The organism is Microbacterium sp. H1-D42 (assembly GCF_022637555.1).
GTDB lineage: Bacteria > Actinomycetota > Actinomycetes > Actinomycetales > Microbacteriaceae > Microbacterium.
Genome location: NZ_CP093342.1, coordinates 1,117,650 through 1,136,816, shown reverse-complemented (window position 1 = coordinate 1,136,816; position 19,167 = coordinate 1,117,650). Strand labels below are relative to the sequence as shown.

Below are 19,167 nucleotides of genomic sequence, written 5' to 3'. Positions count from 1 at the left end.
TCACCGGATGCCTCCGGCAGAATGGACGGATGCCCGCACCACATGGCTTCGAGCACATCGTCAGAGGCGACGACGTCGTGATCCTGCATCACGGCATTCGAGCCGCCACCCTCCGCGGCGCGAAGGCGACGGACTTCCTCGCCCGCGTGCAGTCCGAGGACCCACAGCTGCTGATGGCGCGCCTGACCGGCAACTACCGACGCGGCAATGAGCGCACGGCGCGCGGGCATCCCCGCAATCAGAACTGAAGCGAGACCCGGGCCCGACGCAGCGGGCGCCAGATCGGCACGCTCAGTGCGCCTCCGCGCCCACCTTCTCCGTGCGGTGGCCCTCGTCGAAGCTGGGCTTCTTGCCCAGCATCCGACCGATGCCGAGCACCACCCCGACCACGATCAGACCCACGATCAGGCCGACCACCGCCGACAGCGCGGTGCCGCCGAGCCACACGACGAAGCCGCCGAACGCGGCCAGAAGGTCTTCGACGCCGTGCAGCAGGTCGGCCAGCCAGTGCAGGCCCACCTCACCGAGGTTGACGACGACCAGGTGCCCACCGACCCAGAGCATCGCGACGGTGCCGATGACGCTGATCACGCGGAACACGGTCGGCATCGACCGCACGATGCGCGTGCCGGTGTGCCGCACGCGGCGCACCGGGTTCTTCGCCATCTTCAGTCCGACGTCGTCGATCTTCACCAGCAGCGCCACCGCCCCGTAGACGACGACCGTCATCATCACCGCGATCACCGCGAGCACGCCGAGCGTCTGCCACAGCCCCAAGTCCTTGTCGAGGCTCGCGAGCGAGATGAGCATGATCTCGGTGGAGAGGATGAGGTCGGTGCGGATCGCTCCCCAGATCAGCCGGTTCTCATCGCGCGCGCCTTCATCGGCGTGCCCGTGCCCGAATCCGAACCACTCGAGCACCTTCTCGGCGCCCTCGAAGCACAGGTACGTGCCGCCGATGATCAGCAGATATGGCAGCGCCCACGGCGCGAAGGCGGTCAGCAGCAGCGCGATGGGGATGATGATGAGGAACTTGTTGCCGATCGATCCGAGTGCGATCTTGCCGACGACCGGCAGCTCGCGTGCCGGTGTGAGCCCCTGCACGTACTGGGGCGTGACCGCGGCATCGTCGATCACGACACCCGCAGCCTTCGCCGATGCCTTCATCGCGGCGCTGAGAATATCGTCGACGACCGCCAACAGACCAACCGACATCTGGATCCTTCCCCGCGGCGCAAGAAGAAGAAGCGCGCCGCAGGCGATAAGACTACTGGGCGCGCGTATCGCGCGTGTGACTCAGCGCGCGGCCCAGACCGCGCGGACGGCGCCGAGCGCCTGCTCCAGGGAGAGCCCGTCCGCCGCCGCCGCGAACACCCGGGCCGCCTCATGCACTGCATCCGAATGCGCCTGCCCCGCGCTCACGCGTGTGCCCGACGCGCGACTGGTCTGCACGAGTCCCTCGTCTTCGAGCAGTGCGTAGGCCTTGGCGACGGTTCCCGCGGCCACCCGCAGGTCGCCGGCGAGCTGGCGGATGGATGGCAGCCGATGCCCGTCGCCGAGTTCACCTGATCGGATGCTGTCGGCGAGCTGCACGCGGATCTGCTCGAACGGCGCGAGCGCGCTGCCCGGATCGACGGTGATCATCGCCGTGCCTTCTCGACGCGCGCGACGCTGTCGCCGATCGTGAAGGCAGTGAGGGCGGCCAGCGTCACCGCGACGACGCTGAGGACGAGCGAGAGGATGCCCATGATCACCAGCACGTCGGCGATGACGTCCCAGACGACGGGCGTCGCTCTCTCGATGATCGCGTTGTTCATGGCGAATCCGGCGGTCATCGAGATGCCGCCGAGCGGGAACAGCACCGCTCCCGTCGAGAGGGAGAGCACGACGGATGCCGAGGCGCGGCGCCATTGCGTGTCGGCGTCGACGTCGTCGGGGTGTGGGAACGCCGCAGTCGCGCCGATCCGCTGCAGCGCGACGATCGTCGCCACCACCAGCACGGCGAGGGCGATGAGCGCGGGGACGCCGTAGAACCATCCGGGGTACGGAGACGCCGTGGACGACTGATCGACGGCATCGAATCGGATGGCCCTGGAGCGGCCCTGCTCGTCGACGTCCGCAGTGAGACCGCAGAACACGATGACAGCGACGAAGATGACCAGGATCTCCACAGACGCGTGCAGCCAGCCGCCGGGGATGACGGTCAGCCACGATCGTCTGGCGAGTCCGGCCGTGCGGGGCTGATCGTCGGGCACCTCGACGCTGCGGGGCGGAGTCGCCGCGTACAGCAGCAGCCCCGCCGCGCCGGCGATCAGCGGCGCAACCGCCAGTGGCATCCCGAGCAGGTTCGGGATCGACACCGCGGCGATGGCGCCGACCAGGAACACCACGACCGCGAACAGCACGGCGATGAGCGCCCGGCGCCGTGCGGCGGTGATCACCGGCGCGCGCCTCGCCTCGCCTCCCGAGAGGTACGGAAGCTCTGCTGTGCGACGACGACGGGTGATCAGCCACACCACGACGACCGCACCGATGACGAGCAGTGCGTAGAGAATGATTGCTGGACCAGCCATGAGACGACCTCCTTCGTGTACTGATGTGATGGTACACAGAAGTCGCGTGGTGTATCAAGCAGGTGACACAGGACCGATCTTCCGCACTGGCTGCCGCAGCAGCGTGCGCAGCTTCTCGGGCGCCACGCGCCGGAAGTCGCTGAAGTAGATCTCGTGGTGCCTTCCGGTGAGCTCCAGCCCGGCATCCGGGATGAACTCGTCATGCATCTGCGCGAGCACCGGCGCCTCGTCGTCGAACGACCCGAGATGCAGCGTCTGCACGCACAGTCCCTCGGTCAGCGACTCGAGCCGCACCTCGTCCAGCCGCGCAGGCGCGTCCTTCTTCGCCGCGACCTTCGCCACGGCGGCGCTCACCATCGCCGCAGGAACCCACTCCGGCGCCATCAGCATCATGGTCCAATGCCACTGCGACTTGTCGCGCGCCGAGGTGAATGAGGTCATGTCGTCTGCCCACCACAGTCCCTCCAGCGGTGGCACGACGTAGTCGCGATCCAGCTCGCGCGCACTGGCGAATTTCAGCGCGTACGCGACGGGATACAGCGCTTCCAGCGCCGCGGTGTACGCCGGCGAGGTGTTCGGATCGCCCCGCCCGTCGACCATCAGGTACGTCATCTCTGGCACCTCGACGACACGGAACTCGCCCCGCTTCGCCTGGTACGCGTCGAGCGTCTTCTTGAGATCGACCTTCGCCATCAGCCCTCTCCCCGTTCACGCCGCACTTCGGCGGGCTCCGACACCGGCAGCAGGCACACGAACGCCCGGCAATCGTAGACGACACCATCAGTGGCGTCCTTCTCATCGAAGAGTGCGAACCCGGCATCCGAGAACTCGCGCGCCTGCGCCGGAGTGACGGCAGCGACGACGTCGGCGTCGGCGGCCAGCGCCGCCGCGGCGAGCGCGCCGGTGCGATCGGATGCCACGGCGATGACCTGCCGTGGAGCCTCGGCGAGCCCGGCTGCGACTCGCAGGACCGCACCGAAGGCGAGCGGCTGCGCGAGAGCCCTGCCGATCAGCCCCGCAGTCAGCGCCTCGGCGCGCTCACGGTGCGTGTCGCCGGCACCCAGGCGCCACGCGGTGAGATGAGCGGACGCCAGCGCCGCCGTCCCTGAGGGCAGATCGCCGTCGCTCTCATCAGCACCCGCCGGGATTCCGTAGGTGGCCAGCACCGGATCGGGCTGCACGTCGGCGTGCAAGACGGCGAGCGCCCGCGTCGCCCAAGCCGGGTCCCCCGATGCCAGCGCCAGAGCGAACAGCCCCTCGGCGAGCAGGCCGATGTCCGCTCTGGTGGCGACGGCGTCGGACGCCGCGCCGTCGAGCGACGAGCGCACCAGCGCGCCGTGCGCGTCGCGGTTGGTGGCGAGGACGTCGGATGCTGCCGCTGCCGCAGCATCCACCCACGCCTGCTCCCCCAGGCGCGCGCCGGCACGGGCGAGCGCACCGATGGCGAGGCCGTTCCACCCGGTGAGCACCTTGCCGTCGACGGCCGGCGGATCGAGACCTGCGCGGCCGGCCGCCTCGCGGCGGTAGTACCCGCCCTCATTGCGCTCACCGTCGATCCACGACTCCGAGTCCTGGGCGGCGCCGAATCCGCCGCCATCGCGCCGCAGCACGCCGAGCAGGAATCCCGCGATGCCGCGGACGATGTCGTCACGGTCAGCGTCGAGCGCGGACTCGAGCAGTTGCGCGTTGTCAGTCAGCATCCGCTCGTAGTGCGGCACGGTCCAGTCGCGCTGGGTCGCGTAGCGGAAGAATCCGCCGTCGACGTCGTCGCGCAGTTCGGATCCGGCCATCGCGGTGAGTGCCCGGGCGACGGCATCCGATCCAGCGGCGATCGGATGCTGCAGCAACCGCAGCGTCGTCGCCATCGGGAACTTCGGCGCTCCGCCGAATCCGCCGAAGAGCCGGTCCTCGCGCTCGAGGATCTTCGCCGCGGCTGCGCGCAGAGCAGCATCATCCGGCAGGGGCGAGGGTGTGCGGGCGGCCGCCTCGCGCAGGGCGCCGGCGACAGCATCCGATGATTCGATCACGTCGCCGCGCCGCTGGGTCCACGCCTCGGTCACGGCGGTGAGCACGTCGCGGAAGGAGGGCAGGCCGCCGCGCGCGGCCGGCGGGAAATACGTGCCGGCGTAGAACGCGCGACCGTCCGGCGTCGTGAAGACCGTCAGCGGCCAGCCGAGGCTCTGCGTGAACGCGGACGCCGCCGACATGAAGGCCGCGTCGACGTCGGGATGCTCTTCGCGATCGATCTTCACGGGCACGAAACCGGCGTTGATCTGCGCTGCCGTCGCGGCGTCCGAGAACGATTCGCGCGCCATGACGTGGCACCAATGACAGGTGGAGTACCCGATCGAGATGAGCAGCGGCACATCGCGCTGCGTCGCCTCGTCGAATGCGTCGGCGCCCCACGGATGCCAGTCGACCGGATTCTCGGCGTGTGCGCGCAGGTACGGACTGAGAGTCCCCGCCAGCCGGTTGGTCATGCCTTCACGCTACTCGTGACGACAACCGGCCGGGGGGACTGGCGATCAGTTGAATTCGTTCGGGTGCGTGCCGACGCGGCCCGAGCCGTCCAGCGGGTCGAGCCCATCGATGGCGGCGATCTCAGCATCCGACAGTTCGAAGCCGAACACGTCGAGGTTCTCGCGCATGCGCTCGATGCGCACCGACTTCGGGAAGACGATGATGCCCTTCTGCAGGTGCCAGCGCAGCACCACCTGAGCGGGCGTGGCGCCGTGCGCAGCAGCGGCCTCGGCGATGGGCGCCGTGCCGAACAGGTCGTACTTGCCCTGACCGAGCGGGCCCCACGCCTCGGTGAGCATGCCGTGCTCGGCACCCCAGGCGACCTCGGCACGCTGCTGGTAGGCGGGGTGCAGCTCGATCTGGTTCACGGCTGGCACGACACCGGTCTCTGCCGCCACGCGCTCGAGGTGCGCGACGAGGTGGTTCGAGACGCCGATGCTCTTGGTCAGACCGGCCTCGCGCAGCTCGATGAGCTTGGCGAACGCGTGCACATAGTTGTCCTTGGCCGGCGTCGGCCAGTGGGTCAGGTAGAGGTCGACCTGCTCGAGGCCGAGCTTGTCGAGGCTCTCAGCGATCGCGGCACGCGGCTCGTCGCCGTCGTGGCGGTCGTTCCACAGCTTCGTGGTGATGAACAGCTCGTCGCGCGGGATACCGCTCTTCGCGATGGCGGCGCCGACGCCCTCTTCGTTCTTGTAGATCGCCGCCGTGTCGATGTGGCGGTAGCCGACCTCGAGCGCGTCGCTGACCGCGCGCTCGGCCTCATCGGCCGGCACCAGGAAGACGCCGTAGCCGAGCTGGGGAATCGTGTTGCCGTCGTTCAGTTCGAGAGTGGGGATGGTCATGCCCTCAGCCTAGAGGTTGTCATGACAGGGCGCATCGGATGCTGTCATGGGCGTTCATCCGCCCAGCAGTGCCCGCAGTTGAGCGGTGTAATCCTCGAATGCACGCCGACCTGTGGTGGTCAGCGCGATGTAGGTGACGGGCGTGCGCCCCTTGTGCGTCTTCTCGACAGCGACGTAGGCCGCATCCTCGAGTTTGCGGAGGTGCGTGGAGAGGTTGCCCGCTGTCATGTCGAGCAGTTCCTGCAGTCGGGGGAACGTGATCTGATCCGCCGCGTCGATCGTCGCCAGCGCCGCAACGATCCGCAGACGCGCCTGTGCGTGAATGACCGGATCCAGTTCAGCCACGGTCATCCCCGGCGATCCCGAGGCGGCGCCGCTCGCTGTGCTGCCACCACGCTGCCCACGCTGCCACGGCGAGAAACGCGCCGCCTCCCGCTATGCCGTAGACGAGGAATGCCGTCGGATGCGGGAGCACGGCGCCCACGGCGGCGAGAATGACCGACCAGATGCCGAGCACGAGCATCGGGGCGGCAGGCCAGATGAGTCCGGCCGCCAGGTACATGACGCCGGCGAAGAGGATGAACGCGCTCGGGTAGAACGTGACCAGCAGAGCGTCGCGCATGCCGTGCTGGACCAGCCCCTGCCCGATCACCCAGATCGCGATGCTTCCGAGCCACCAGGTGTTGCCGTACACGATGCCGGTGAACGCGGACTGCTTCGTGCCTCGCAGCCCCCTGCCCGACCGTGCACCGAGCACCGTCGACAGAACGCCAGCGGCGATGAGGAGGGCTGCGAATGTGAAGCCGGCGGCGAGAGTGGGAACTGGATCCTCTGGATGCCGCCCCGCGTCCAGCCACAGCACCACGAAGCCGACCAGCCACGCGACGCCCCAGGCCGCGAGGAGCCAAGGCACGAACGCCGCCGTGCGGGCGGCCACCTGACGCTGCTGCCCTTCGGCGAGAGCGAGCATCTGCGCGGGGGACAGGGGCGCATCGTCGACCAAGGGGGAATCGTCACTCAAAGGGGCCTCGTTCTGCGACGAGTCATCCGGGATGGTCATGTCAGGCTCCGATCATGAAGGGGATGAACAGTGCGGGCAGGGTGAAGGCGAGGTTGACCAGGCCGTGCGCGAACACCAGCGGCATCAGCCGACCCTGCCAGCGATAGATGAGACCGGAGATCAGTCCCCAGATGGTGAAGCAGCAGACGAAGATGAGCACCGCATCCGGCGTCGGCGCGTACCAGATGTGCTGGATGCCGAACAGCATCGCCGGAATCGCGATGGCCAGCGCCTGCGGCAGACGGCGCGCGAGCCGCCCCTGCGCGTAGCCGCGGTAGACGAGCTCCTCGGCCGGCGCGTTCAGCGGCGCGAAGGTGAGCGCCGAGATGGCGCCGAGCACGCCCCACACTCCCAGCGGAAGATCCGGCAGCGCACCGCTGACGAACACCGTCTCGAAGGAGTCGAACAGGTCTGGCCCGAATCTCAAGGCCATGATGCCGATCATCACGCCGACGAACGGCAGGTACATCACCGCCAGCCAGAGCAGCCCCCAGGCCAGATCCCGCCAGATGCGGTCAGTCTGCCACCCCAACATCGCCCGCACACTGCCACCCTCACGGCGCACCAGGCGCATCACGAGCAGCAGGCAGATGATGTTGACCGGCAGCATCGCGATCGACGACAGCAGTGGCGACGGAGGGAAGGCGTCGGGCTGGGCTCCAGCTATCAGCCACACCAGCATCGAGGCGATCGCGACCAGAGCGATCCGCAGCAGCGGCAGACCGACGGCCCAGCCTGTGGTGACCAGGCCCGGGCGCACAGGCAGATCGCCCCTCTCCGGTGTGGTTCTCGTCGTCGCGACCATGGTTACTTTGTAACGCAAACCACTTTGGCTGTCAATGGCCACCTGCGAGCAAGAGGCCACTGTGGGTCAACGGCCAGTCGGCTCCATGCGACCGTCTCCGTCGTGCCTGGCGCGCATGAGCGTGGCAGCGTCCCCGACGCGCGCGACGAGAGTCTCCAGTGGGCCGCGCCCGATCAGGATCGACCACAGGGTGGTGGCAGCGAACAGGATGACTGTCGACCAGAGCAGGATGTCAGGCGACGCCAGCCACCCCTCCGGCCCCGCCATCGCGAAGTACGACACGACGTGGGCGGTGTATGCGCTCAGCGGCATAGACCCCAGCGCAGCCACGGGCAGCAATGGCCAGCGCAGCGGACGCGCCAGCAGCAGGCTGCCGCCGGTCACCAGCAATCCCATGCCGAGTGCAGCCAGCAGCTCGAGGATCGACCCCGAGTGCGGCTCCAGGTCGAACACCGCCGCATGCAGCATCCGATCCCGCACCGGCATGGCCGCCAGCGCATGCGCAACAACCAGCAGAACGAGCCCCGCCCCCGTGAACCAGAACGCCGTCGTCATGTGCAGCAGCTGCAGCCGACCCAGCGCCATCCCGATCAGGGCGAAGAACAGCCACACCGTGATCGGATACGAGCCCCGAAGCAGGAACTCCAGCACAGGACCCATCGCGTCATCGGGCAGCGGCGCGAGTGCGGCCAGCAGCACTGGTCCGAGCAGGCCGAGGGGCACCGCCAGCATGATGAGCGACGAGCTGCGCCACCGCAGCACGGGAATGAGCACGAGGTACAGCACCCCGTAGAGAGTGAGGATGATCGCGATGGACGTGCTCAGAGCCTCGAGCAGCACACCGATCACGAAGATCGTGGCGCCGCGTCCCAGCATCCGGAGCCGCACCGCTGCGATCTGCGCCTCGGGGATCTGCCCGCGCCTCGTCATCAGCGTCACCGAGAACCCTGCCAGCAGGGCGAAGGTCAGCGATGGATAGCCGTGCACGATCCCGGCCCAGCTCGACGGGTCGAACAGCGCGAATCGGTCTTCGATCCCCGCGACGTGCGCGCCCATCATGCCGATGATGGCGACGGCACGGGCGATGTCGAGCCCCATCACCCGCGGCGGCCGCCCGAACGAGCGCCACCACGAGGAGAACGCGTCGTCGGACGTCATGAGCCGATCCTAGACAGAGAGCGGATCGAGCAAGGACCGAATCGGAATACGATGGAGGGCTATGTCAACGCCGGTCATCACCTTTCCGCCCGAGCTGCCCGTCAGCGCGGCGCGCGAGGAGATCGCCGATGCCATCCGCGACAATCAGGTCGTCATCGTCGCCGGCGCCACCGGCTCCGGCAAGACGACACAGCTGCCGAAGATCTGCCTCGAACTCGGCCGCGAGAAGATCGCGCACACCCAGCCGCGCCGGCTCGCAGCGCGCACGATCGCCGAGCGCGTCGCCGAAGAGCTGCACGTCCCACTCGGCGACCTCGTCGGGTACAAGGTGCGGTTCACCGATCAGGTGTCGGACGCCACGCGCATCGCGCTGATGACCGATGGCATTCTGCTCAATGAGATCCACCGTGACCGGCTGCTGCGGCGCTACGACACGATCATCATCGACGAGGCGCACGAGCGCTCGCTGAACGTCGACTTCCTGCTCGGCTATCTGCGGCGGATCCTGCCGGAGCGCCCAGACCTGAAGGTGATCATCACCTCGGCGACGATCGATCCGCAGAGCTTCGCGGCGCACTTCGCGGATGCTGCAGGCGAACCCGCCCCGATCATCGAGGTGTCCGGCCGCACGTATCCCGTCGAGATCCGGTACCGGGCGCTCGTCGATGACGCCGAAGAAGAGGCGGATGCCAAGGGCAAAGAGCCCGAGGACGAGGTCTCGGCGATCGTCACGGCGCTGCGCGAGCTCGATCGGGAACCCGCCGGCGATGTGCTGGTCTTCCTGCCAGGTGAGGCGGAGATCCGCGACGCCGCCGAGGCAGTGCGGGGTGCGTACCGGTCATCCACCGCTCCCGTCGAGGTGCTGCCGTTGTACGGCCGACTGTCGGCCGCCGAGCAGCACCGCGTGTTCGAGCCGTCGAAGGTCGCCGGAGTCCGCCGCCGGGTGATCCTGGCCACCAACGTCGCCGAGACGAGCCTCACCGTTCCCGGCATCAAGTACGTCATCGACACCGGCACCGCGCGCATCTCGCGGTACAGCGCCCGATCCAAGGTGCAGCGCCTGCCCATCGAGGCCGTGTCGCAGGCATCCGCGAATCAGCGATCGGGTCGCGCCGGCCGAACCAGCGACGGCATCGCGATCCGCCTGTACAGCGAAGAGGACTTCGACAAGAGAGCGGAGTTCACCGAGCCGGAGGTGCTGCGCACCTCGCTCGCCTCGGTCGTGCTGCAGATGCTCTCGCTCGGCTTCGGCGACATCACCGCATTCCCCTTCCTCACTCCCCCGGATTCCCGCGGAGTGAAGGCGGCGTTCGACCTGCTCACCGAGATCGGCGCGGTCGACGTCACTCGCGGGGCGGAGCCGCGGCTCACCAAGATCGGCCGCGAGATCTCGCGGATGCCGATGGATCCCCGCTTCGCCCGGATGCTGGTGGAGGCCGCCCGCGCCGGATCGCAGGTCTCGGCGGATGTCATGCCGATCGTCGCCGGTCTGTCGATCCAGGATGTGCGAGAGCGCCCCAGCGCCGACGCACCCCAGTCGGTACGGGATGCTGCCGAGCGCGCGCACGCCCGCTTCGTGGACCCGACCAGTGACTTCCTCACGCTGCTGAATCTCTGGAACCATCTGCGCGAGCAGCAGCGCGAACTGGGGTCGAGCGCGTTCCGGCGGATGTGCCGCAGCGAGCACCTCAACTACGTGCGAGTCCGGGAGTGGTTCGACGTGCACCGGCAGCTGCGCACGCTGGTGAAGGTGCCGAAGACGAACGACCGGGGCGAGGGCGCGACGGACCCGGATGCCATCCATCGGGCGATCCTGGCCGGCCTGCTCTCGCAGATCGGCATCCTCGACGAGCGCACCGCCGCGAAGGGCGTGAACAAGACCCCGTCGAAGGACCAGAAGCGCCGCATCACCGAGTATCGCGGCGCCAGGGGCATCCGCTTCTCGATCTTCCCTGGTTCCGGCCTGCGCAAGAAATCTCCGCAAGCGGTGATGGCGGCCGAGATCGTCGAGACCTCACGCACCTTCGCGCGCACGGTCGCCGCGATCGACCCCGCCTGGGCGGAGGCTCTCGCCGGCGACCTCGCGAAGCGGCAGGTCTCGGAGCCGCACTGGTCGAAGGATGCCGGGGCGGCGGTCGCCTTCGAGAAGGTGACGCTGTTCGGCGTGGAGATCATCCCCCGCCGCCGCGTGCAGTTCGCGCGGATCGATCGGGCGGGCGCGCGAGAGCTGTTCCTGCGGCACGCACTGGTCGACGGCGAGTGGGATCCCAGCCGGATCGACAAGCGGGTCAGTGCGTTCTGGCGCGCGAACGCCGAGCTGCGAAAGCGGCTCGAGAAGCTCGAGGAGCGCGAGCGTCGCCGCGACATCCTCGCCGGGGACGAGGCGGTGTTCGCCTTCTACGACGAGCGCATCCCGAAGGATGTCTTCGACGTGCGCTCGTTCGAGAAATGGTGGCGCGAGGCGCTGACGACGACGCCGAAGCTGCTCGTGATGCGCGAGAGCGATCTGATCGAGGACGATGAGCGTGCCGACCAGAGCGAGTTCCCCACGCGATGGACGCAGGAAGATCAGGTACTCGGCCTCGCCTATCGCTTCGAGCCAGGTGCCGAGGATGACGGAGTCAGCGTCGTGATGCCGCTTGCACTGCTGCAGCAGATCCGCGACACGGGCTTCGACTGGCAGGTGCCTGGTCTGCGTGCCGAGCTGATCACCGCGCTGCTGCGCGCGCTGCCGAAGGCGATCCGCCGTCACGTCGTGCCTGCCGCGGACTGGGCGGAGAAGTTCGGTGCCGAAGTCGCCGCCGACGGCCCTGAGCGTCACGCCGGGGTGCCGGAGCGGTCACTGAAGGAAGCGCTGGCGAAGCTGATCCAGCCACTCGCGAACCAGCCCGTCTCGGACGCGGACTTCGACGACGACCGCGTGCCGGGGCATCTGCTGATGAACTTCCGTGCGGTCGACGAACGCGGGCGCGTGGCCGGCTCAGCCCGTCACCTCGCCGAGCTGCAGCAGAAGCTGTCGGATCGGTCTCGGCAGAGCGTCACGCGCTCGCTGGCGCGACCCGAGTCCGCGAAGGGCGGGCGCAGACCGGATGCTGCCGCCGTCGCCGCCGCATCGACCCGAGGCCCGATCGAACGCGACGGCCTGACCGACTGGAGCTTCGACGACCTGCCCGCCGTGCTCGACACGAAGGTCGCCGGCGGTGTCGTGCGCGGCTACCCCGCGATCGTCGACCGCGGCACGTCGGTGTCGGTGCGGCTGGAGGCGACGGCGGATGCTGCGACTGCGGCCATCCGCGATGGGGTGCTGCGCCTGGTGCTGCTGAATGTGCCATCCCCCGCCTCGTATGTGCAGAGCCACCTCACCTCCCCCGAGAAGCTCGCCCTCGCCGCGTCGCCGTACCAGAACGTGGCCGCACTGATCGAGGATGCCCGCACCGCCGTCGTGCGTGCGCTGATCGAGAAGCAGGTTCCGGACGGGGTGATCCGCGGCCGGGACGAGTTCCAGCGGGTACGGGATGCTGTCGACAGCGAGCTCGTCGACCAGCTGTTCGCGTGCGTGTCGCTGGTCGCCCGCATCCTCACCAAGAGCCGTGACGTCGAGCGCGGCATCAAGTCGCAGAACTCGCTCTCGCTGCTCGGCCCACTGAACGACATCCGCTCTCAGCTGTCGGGGCTCATCCATCCCGGATTCATCTCTGCGACCGGGGTGGACCGTCTGGCACATCTCCCCCGCTACCTGGACGGGATGCTGGATCGCCTGAAGACGCTGGCCAGCGAACCCGGCAAGGACCGCACGCGCATGACCGAATACGAGCGGATGGCGAAGGCGTTTGAGGATGCCGGCGGCACGATCCCCCTGACGGCAGGCGCACCGGCGCAGCTCGTCGAGGTGCGCTGGCTGCTCGAGGAGTATCGCGTCAGCGTGTTCGCGCAGCGCCTCGGCACCGCGCAGCCGGTCTCACCGCAGCGGATCATGAAGGCGCTCGCCTCTTCGCCCGGTCGTTGAGCGAGCGACAGTGCGAGCGGTGCGCTGATCGAGTGCAGCGAGACGAAGTGTCGAAACGCCGAAACCCGAGGCCCGATGCTGCGTGGCGGGGAGCCAGATGTCGGTTCTGAGGGGTGCATGAGCGTCTTTTGGCTCCCCGGCCGGGTGGCCGGGGAGAGGGACAAGTCCAGGGTTTGGAACTTTTCAAAAAAGTTTCTCTGATCAGCCGGATTCTGCCCTGTCAATGTCGGTGGCCCCCTGTTGAATAGAGGTATGAAAAGCACCGCCGCTCTCCTGGATCGGGTCGTCGCCGACCTCGATCAGGTGCTGAGCGCGGACGAGTTCACTGGCCTGTCTGACACGGAGCGATTGCAGTTGCTGAGCGTGGCCGGGGATGCCCTGCGCCGGGTGGAGGCGGTGATCGTGGAGACGGTCGCGACGTCCGAGTCGGTCGACCTGCCGCACAATGCCGGATGTCGGAACATGAACGACCTGCTCCAGCGCACTCTGCGGGTGGACGCCCGCACCGCCGGGCAGCTGGTGAAGGCCGGCAAGGCGGTGCACCGGGAGACGGTCCTCACGTCCGGGGCGCCGCTCCCGGCGCGGTGGCCGGCGCTGCGGCAGGCGATGCTGGACGGGGCGATCGGTGTGACCGGGCTGTTGGCCGCGACCGGCCCGGTCGAATCCGCTGGCGACCGGATCGGCGCCGCGGACCGGTGGAAGGCCGACGCGGTGCTCGCGGAGGTGGTGCGCGGGTACACGGCCACGGAGGGCGCGGATGCAGACGGTGGAGATACGGATGCCGATGATGGGGCGGATGCCGATGACGCGGCGCAGCGGGACAGGGTGCCCCCGGCGACGCCGGAGGATGTGAAGGCGATCGCGCATGCGATCGCTCTGCGGCTGGACCCTGATGGCGCGGAGCCGACCGAGCAGCGGGCGATGACGCGTCGGTTCCTGTCGATCGGGCGGATGCAGGATGGGGTGTATCCACTGCGGGGGAACCTGCTGCCCGAGACCTACGCGCAGTTGCAGCTGCTGCTGGATGCGCAGCTGAACCCGAAGACCGACGGGCCACCCGTTCCGGAAGGTGTCACCTTCCGCCCATCCGACGAGGAAGACGACCACCGCGCCGACGATGCTGACGACGACGGGGACAACGCCGGTGACGGGGACCCGTTCAACACCGACCCGCGCAGCGTGCTCGACACGCGTACACGGGGGCAGAAGCAGCACGACGCCCTCGCCGCGGCCCTGGGCATCGCGGCCCGGCATGCGGATATGCCGTCGCTGGGCGGTGCGGCGCCGACGCTGGTGGTGCACCTGGATTCCGCCGACAGCTCCTGGGCCACCATCCCCGGCGTCGAAGCCCCGGTGCACGCGGCCGCCGCCCGGCACACCGGGTGCACGGGGGCGATCCAGCGGGTGTTCACCGAGCAGGGCCGGATCGTGGGGATCACGGTCACCGACCGGATCTTCACCGTCCACCAGCGCCGGGCGATCACCCTGCGCGACAGGGAGTGTCTGATCCCCGGGTGTCACGTTCCCGCCACGTGGTGTGAGATTCACCACGTCACCGAACATGCCAGAGGTGGACCGACCAGCACCGACAACGGCGTCCCGCTGTGCTGGTGGCACCACCGCTCCCTGGACTACTCCGGGTGGGAGATCCGCATGAACCACGGACTCCCCGAAATCCGCGGACCCGCATGGTGGGACCCCGAACACCACTGGCGCACCCCACGACTCTCACTCCCCGACTTCGCGTTCACTTAGTCGATGTTGCGGGCGGGTCGGGGGCAGGCTGGCGGGGACCGTCGCTGCGCTCGCAGAGCGGGACCCTCCGCCTCCGCTGGCGCTCCGGCGGCCCCTCCCGGTGCTCGCTCCGCGACGATCCCTCCGCCCTCTCTGGTGATGAGCACGCCCGGGTCGTTGAGCGCCCTTCGACTCGCTGCGCTCGCTCAGCGACCGCTACGCGAGCGATGCACTGAGCGGGCGGAGCGGGTCGAAGTGACGAAACGCACTGAGCAAGCGCAGCGCGTCGAAGTGGTGGAACGCCCTCGCCACCGAACGGCCTACCCGGAATCTCGTTCTGCCCCGTCACCGCCACGGTGGAGCGCCTCGTCCGACTCAGTGAGAACCGGCGCGCTCTCGCCGCCCGGGCAGCGCGAGCAGCACACCGACCACGAGCAGCACCACTGCGAAGCCGGCAGCCGCCCACGGCGTGGCCGTCGGGATGTCGAGGTAGGTGGTGATGCCGAGGATGCGGGCGAGACCCCAGGGCAACAGGCCCATCTGGTCGTTCCAGACCGTGAGCGCGGCCTCCAGCCCGATGGCGCCGATCACGACCGCCGGCAGGAGGAGTCCCGCGCCGACCGAGGCGAGCACAGCCCCGGTGGCACGGCGAGCGCCGATCTGGGTCGACAGCGCCCATCCGGCAGCGACGAACACCCACAGGAACAGTCCGAAGGCGACGGCGATGTATACCGTGCGCGGCGCGGGCTCCGTCCAGAACGCGTACCAATACCCACCGGGTCCGGTGAACGACAGCGCGAAGAGAGTGAGGATGCACCGCAGCACCACGACACCCCCGACGGCCGCGATGACCGGCCACGGCGAACGCTTCCGCACGAACAGCCGGATGACGAGAGCGAACACGACCCACGAGCCGATGATGACAGCCAGATGCGTCCACGACAGGAACGACGTCTGCACGGCCCGCGTCGCGACCAGCAGCGCGGCGGGCACAACCAGCAGCAGCCAGCGGTCGAGGTCGAGCATGCCGAGGGTGGATTCCCGTGCGCGCCAGGGCCTGGTCGACGCGACCCAACTCGCCCCCGCCGCGACGGCACCTGGTCGGCGCACCAGCCGAGTGCGCGCTGCCAGCATCCCGATGACGACCCACGCCACAGCCAACGCCAGCAGCCCCCGCGCGAGCCAGGCCATCACGTCGTCGCGTGCGGTTCGCTCGATGCCCAACTGCGCCGCGGTGAGATTCATCGCCGGATGCGCGACGTCACCCTCGTACGTCTCCAGATGCGCGGCGGCCAGCTTCTCGAACGTCGCGCGGTCCGCATCCCACGCCGCACGCGCAGCTGGCGCGCGCGTGTCATGCCACTGCCCCTGGTGCAGGAGCAGCGACCGGTACGACGCGAGTAGACGCAGGGTGTCGACCTCGTACTCGAGCGCCCCGACGAACGCATCGCGGACCTCGGGCGAACGCCAGGTCTCAGCATCCGTCGCCACCACCGTGTCGAGCATGGTCTGCGCGGTCTCGACGGCCTGCGCCCCCTCGGCGATCGCCGCATCGATGCCGCCCTCGGCATCGCGGACGATCGAATACATGACATCGAGCACCGCGGAGTCTCCGGTGAGGATGTCCCACTCGAAGATCCACATCATGGGCGGCGGTTCCAGCCCGATCGCGAACACCCGCTGCTGTGCGAACGGGGCGATGTACAGGCCGTGCGCGATCGCGTCACGGGAGTCCGCCATCGCCGCCGTGATCGCCCCGACCGTCTCAGGGTCGCTCGAGAACCACTCCCGCGCCCAGTCCGCCGTGACGGCCGCCACGTCGGCGGACGGGTCACGCGCGAGCGCCCCGGCCACCTGCGTGTTCAGCTCGTACAGCTGCCAGAACCCGGCCTTCAGGTACAGGGTCATCGGGCCGGCGCGCCACGGACCGCCGTCCTGCGTCCACGCCCAGATGCCCTCGATGTTCTCGTTCGCGGCGAGCAGCCGCTGCAGCGCCCACTGGTACTCGGCGCCGAGGTCGTTCGCGAAGGCGCCGAAGTTCTCGAACTCGCGTCTGCTCTGCAGCTCGACGATGCGCCGCTGCGTGCCCTGCGCGAGCGTGTCGTTCAGCGGCAGCCAGGTGTAGAAGTCACCCAGGGTGTACTTGGTCGACACGATCAGGGCCGCAGAGTCGATGCCGCCGAGCACCGCCTCGTACGAGTCGGCGTTGGTGTGCATGTCTCCGACGCCGCCGACCCCCACCGACCAGGTGCGGAAGACGACCTCGCGCGCGGATGCCTCCGCCTGCCCGGTGAACGCCTCGAGCATGGCCCGGACGGCATCGACGGTCGTGACGCTGAGGGAGGAGTAGTAGTCCCAGCCGTCCACGTCGTACACGGTGCCTGCTTCGCCGATGCGGATCAGCACGCCATCCAGCGCCGGCACCGCGTCGTACAGTTCGTCGAGGCCGGCGGTGTAGACGTCCCAGAGTTCCGGGTTCTCGGTGTCGAGCGAACCGAAGCGGTCCTGCAGGTACTGCTCGAGCCGACCTGTCAGCGCCAGCATGTCGGTGCGGAGGAAGACCTTGACCCCGAGCTCGTCTGCCCGCTCCCAGAACGGCGCGAACGCCTCGCGCATGGCCAGCGCCTTCGCACGGTGCTCGTCGCCCTCGCTGTAGACGGGGCCGCCCGGAGCGTCGTCGAAGGTGACGAATTCGACGAATCCGGGGAACGCGACCGCGTTGAACCCGTTTGCGAGTGAATGGCGCAGGAAGACGTCAAAATCGTCGTACGCCGCCGCCAGCGCGGTCTGGTCGATGTACGGCGCGTCTGTCTGGAAGACGTCGGCGAACGCCTTCGAGGCGTGTGAGTAGTCGGTGCCGGTCTCCCACTCGGCCGGGTCGGGCTTCACCCCGACCGCGCCGAGGTCGGTCATCCGCAGCGGAAGTGCGGATGCGGCATGCGCGCCGATCAGGTCGCTCAGCGGCCGCGCGGCTCGCACCTGACCCGCGAGATCGTAGATCGCCCGCACGGCTCCCGCCTCGGTCGACGCCCTGATGGTCAGGTTCGCGGCATCCCCTTCGAGGGCGTACGCGTCATCGCCACCCGGCCCCGGCGCGGTGTCGGGGACTGTGAGAGCAGCCTCTCCCGCTGTCGCACCGGCGTCGGTGATCGCGTCGCGCAGCTCATCCAGCGCGACGCCGATCCGCTCCGAGCGGGGCGCGTCGAGTGTGGTGATCTTCGGCGGGGCGACCGGTTCCGCGACGGCGCCCGCGACGACGACCTCGTGCTGCATCGGCGCTGAGGGTTCGGTGCGGATGCCCAGAGCGTCGCCGACCGCGAGTGCGGCCCCTGCTCCGAGGGCGATCAGCACGATCGATGCGACGACAGCGACGACTCCTCGTCGCCGCGCCATCGTCATCCTCTGATCATAGAGCCGGCGGGTGGGGCTGGCCGCCCCGGCAGCACAGCCCTCGACCCCTGGCTGCTGGCCTCTCGCCCCCATCGTCCGGGTAGCCTGGCCACATGGCTCGCGCGATCGTGTATACGGAACTCGGCACACCTGACGTCCTTCATCTCGTCGACATCCCGGATCCCGTAGCAGGGCCCGGCGAAGTCGTCGTGCGCATCGAGGCAGCGGGTGTCAACCCTCTCGATGCGAAGCTGCGCCGCGGCGCCCGCCCTTCACCTCCCATCGTCGAACCGCGTCGCGTCGGGTTCGATGGCGCCGGCGTGGTCTCGGAGCTCGGCGAGGGAGTGACCGGATTCGCCGTCGGCGATCGCGTCGCCATCAACAACGTGCTCGGCACCTACGCCACCGCCCTGACCGTCCCGGTATCGCGGCTGGTTCGCCTCTCGGACGGCGTGACGATGGCAGAGGGCGCGGCCCTGGGCATCCCGATCGGCACCGCCTATCAGTGCCTCCGCTCACTGAAGGTCGGCCAGGGCGACGCCCTGCTCGTGCACGCCGGATCGGGCGCCGTGGGACAGGCCGTCGTGCAGTACGCCGTGCTGTGGGGCGCGAAGGTCATCGCCACCGGCAGTCCGGCCCGATTCGAACAGCTGCGCGCGCTGGGGGCGATCCCGGTGGCCTACGGCGACGGGCTCGCCGACCGCGTGCGCGAGGCGGCCCCCGACGGTGTCACGGTCGCGCTGGATTGCATCGGCACCGACGAGGCGATCCAGACCTCCCTCGAGCTGGTGGCCGACAGGAACCGCATCGCGACGATCGTGCGGGGCCCCGATGCTGAGGAATTCGGCATCCGCGCCTTCTCGGGCGGCAGCCCGATCCCGCTCACCGATCAGGAGAAGGCGTGGCGCGACGAAGCCGTGCCGCTGACCGTCAACCTCATCGAAGCCGGTGACTTCCAGATCGAGCTCGGTCCGGAGCTTCCGCTCGCTGAGGCGGCCCGTGCGCACGAGCTCATCGAGCAGAACGCAACCCGAGGCAAGGTCATCCTGGTTCCCTGAGCCCGCGCAACAGTTCGACAC

15 protein-coding genes are annotated in these 19,167 nt (G+C 69.0%); 4 read left to right on the top strand and 11 right to left on the bottom strand.

The genetic code is table 11. The features are described 5' to 3' along the window. The first annotated feature begins 29 nt into the window (after positions 1–29). A complete protein-coding gene (locus MNR00_RS05380; protein ID WP_241928140.1) occupies positions 30–248 on the top strand; it encodes a hypothetical protein in 219 nt (72 codons plus the stop codon). Positions 249–291: 43 nt separating this feature from the next. Here the strand turns inward: MNR00_RS05380 and MNR00_RS05375 are convergent, their stop codons facing one another. From MNR00_RS05375 to MNR00_RS05330, 10 genes are all read right to left on the bottom strand, one after another. Continuing rightward, on the bottom strand, positions 292–1,215 hold the full coding sequence (locus MNR00_RS05375) for a DUF808 family protein (protein WP_241928139.1): 924 nt from the start codon (positions 1,213–1,215) through the stop codon (positions 292–294). An 81-nt stretch (positions 1,216–1,296) separates the two neighbouring features. Further along, entirely contained in the window at positions 1,297–1,644 is a 348-nt protein-coding gene (locus tag MNR00_RS05370; protein ID WP_241928138.1) for a GntR family transcriptional regulator, read from the bottom strand. Beyond that, positions 1,641–2,573, bottom strand: coding sequence for a hypothetical protein (locus MNR00_RS05365; RefSeq protein ID WP_241928137.1), 933 nt, complete (start codon positions 2,571–2,573; stop codon positions 1,641–1,643). The genes MNR00_RS05370 and MNR00_RS05365 overlap by 4 nt, the downstream gene beginning before the upstream one ends. Positions 2,574–2,627: 54 nt before the next feature. Next, a complete protein-coding gene (locus MNR00_RS05360; protein ID WP_241928136.1) occupies positions 2,628–3,266 on the bottom strand; it encodes a GyrI-like domain-containing protein in 639 nt (212 codons plus the stop codon). Continuing rightward, positions 3,266–5,053, bottom strand: a complete 1,788-nt coding sequence (locus tag MNR00_RS05355) for a DUF255 domain-containing protein (RefSeq protein ID WP_241928135.1) — start codon at positions 5,051–5,053, stop codon at positions 3,266–3,268. The genes MNR00_RS05360 and MNR00_RS05355 overlap by 1 nt, the downstream gene beginning before the upstream one ends. 45 nt (positions 5,054–5,098) lie before the next feature. Then, positions 5,099–5,935 carry an aldo/keto reductase gene (locus tag MNR00_RS05350; RefSeq protein WP_241928134.1) on the bottom strand — a complete coding sequence of 279 codons (837 nt, stop codon included), beginning with the start codon at positions 5,933–5,935 and terminating at the stop codon, positions 5,099–5,101. A 54-nt stretch (positions 5,936–5,989) separates the two neighbouring features. Further along, a complete protein-coding gene (locus MNR00_RS05345; protein ID WP_241928133.1) occupies positions 5,990–6,286 on the bottom strand; it encodes a transcriptional regulator in 297 nt (98 codons plus the stop codon). After that, positions 6,273–6,995, bottom strand: a complete 723-nt coding sequence (locus MNR00_RS05340; RefSeq protein WP_241928132.1) for a hypothetical protein — start codon at positions 6,993–6,995, stop codon at positions 6,273–6,275. Before MNR00_RS05340 ends, MNR00_RS05345 begins: the two co-directional genes overlap by 14 nt. Before the next feature lies 1 nt (position 6,996). Beyond that, a complete protein-coding gene (locus MNR00_RS05335) occupies positions 6,997–7,800 on the bottom strand; it encodes a CPBP family intramembrane glutamic endopeptidase (protein ID WP_241928131.1) in 804 nt (267 codons plus the stop codon). A 66-nt stretch (positions 7,801–7,866) separates the two neighbouring features. Then, a complete protein-coding gene (locus MNR00_RS05330) occupies positions 7,867–8,958 on the bottom strand; it encodes a heparan-alpha-glucosaminide N-acetyltransferase domain-containing protein (RefSeq protein ID WP_241928130.1) in 1,092 nt (363 codons plus the stop codon). 61 nt (positions 8,959–9,019) lie between these two features. Between MNR00_RS05330 and hrpA the strand changes: the two genes are divergently transcribed. After that, positions 9,020–12,964 carry an ATP-dependent RNA helicase HrpA gene (gene hrpA / locus MNR00_RS05325; protein WP_241928129.1) on the top strand — a complete coding sequence of 1,315 codons (3,945 nt, stop codon included), beginning with the start codon at positions 9,020–9,022 and terminating at the stop codon, positions 12,962–12,964. Positions 12,965–13,216: 252 nt separating this feature from the next. Next, positions 13,217–14,719 carry an HNH endonuclease signature motif containing protein gene (locus MNR00_RS05320; RefSeq protein WP_241928128.1) on the top strand — a complete coding sequence of 501 codons (1,503 nt, stop codon included), beginning with the start codon at positions 13,217–13,219 and terminating at the stop codon, positions 14,717–14,719. Between the two features lie 354 nt (positions 14,720–15,073). On the opposite strand, the gene MNR00_RS05315 is transcribed toward MNR00_RS05320, so the two are convergent. After that, positions 15,074–18,097, bottom strand: coding sequence for a hypothetical protein (locus MNR00_RS05315; protein ID WP_241928127.1), 3,024 nt, complete (start codon positions 18,095–18,097; stop codon positions 15,074–15,076). Between the two features lie 104 nt (positions 18,098–18,201). Between MNR00_RS05315 and MNR00_RS05310 the strand changes: the two genes are divergently transcribed. Beyond that, complete coding sequence (locus tag MNR00_RS05310; RefSeq protein WP_241928126.1) at positions 18,202–19,146, top strand: NADP-dependent oxidoreductase; 945 nt, start codon at positions 18,202–18,204, stop codon at positions 19,144–19,146. Positions 19,147–19,167: the final 21 nt, after the last annotated feature.

Bases quoted from the DNA above. Each gene is read 5' to 3' on its own strand.
- MNR00_RS05380 (WP_241928140.1), top strand. From the start codon at position 30: ATGCCCGCACCACATGGCTTCGAGCACATCGTCAGAGGCGACGACGTC.
- MNR00_RS05375 (WP_241928139.1), bottom strand. From the start codon at position 1,215: ATGTCGGTTGGTCTGTTGGCGGTCGTCGACGATATTCTCAGCGCCGCG.
- MNR00_RS05370 (WP_241928138.1), bottom strand. From the start codon at position 1,644: ATGATCACCGTCGATCCGGGCAGCGCGCTCGCGCCGTTCGAGCAGATC.
- MNR00_RS05365 (WP_241928137.1), bottom strand. From the start codon at position 2,573: ATGGCTGGTCCAGCAATCATTCTCTACGCACTGCTCGTCATCGGTGCG.
- MNR00_RS05360 (WP_241928136.1), bottom strand. From the start codon at position 3,266: ATGGCGAAGGTCGATCTCAAGAAGACGCTCGACGCGTACCAGGCGAAG.
- MNR00_RS05355 (WP_241928135.1), bottom strand. From the start codon at position 5,053: ATGACCAACCGGCTGGCGGGGACTCTCAGTCCGTACCTGCGCGCACAC.
- MNR00_RS05350 (WP_241928134.1), bottom strand. From the start codon at position 5,935: ATGACCATCCCCACTCTCGAACTGAACGACGGCAACACGATTCCCCAG.
- MNR00_RS05345 (WP_241928133.1), bottom strand. From the start codon at position 6,286: ATGACCGTGGCTGAACTGGATCCGGTCATTCACGCACAGGCGCGTCTG.
- MNR00_RS05340 (WP_241928132.1), bottom strand. From the start codon at position 6,995: ATGACCATCCCGGATGACTCGTCGCAGAACGAGGCCCCTTTGAGTGAC.
- MNR00_RS05335 (WP_241928131.1), bottom strand. From the start codon at position 7,800: ATGGTCGCGACGACGAGAACCACACCGGAGAGGGGCGATCTGCCTGTG.
- MNR00_RS05330 (WP_241928130.1), bottom strand. From the start codon at position 8,958: ATGACGTCCGACGACGCGTTCTCCTCGTGGTGGCGCTCGTTCGGGCGG.
- hrpA (WP_241928129.1), top strand. From the start codon at position 9,020: ATGTCAACGCCGGTCATCACCTTTCCGCCCGAGCTGCCCGTCAGCGCG.
- MNR00_RS05320 (WP_241928128.1), top strand. From the start codon at position 13,217: ATGAAAAGCACCGCCGCTCTCCTGGATCGGGTCGTCGCCGACCTCGAT.
- MNR00_RS05315 (WP_241928127.1), bottom strand. From the start codon at position 18,097: ATGACGATGGCGCGGCGACGAGGAGTCGTCGCTGTCGTCGCATCGATC.
- MNR00_RS05310 (WP_241928126.1), top strand. From the start codon at position 18,202: ATGGCTCGCGCGATCGTGTATACGGAACTCGGCACACCTGACGTCCTT.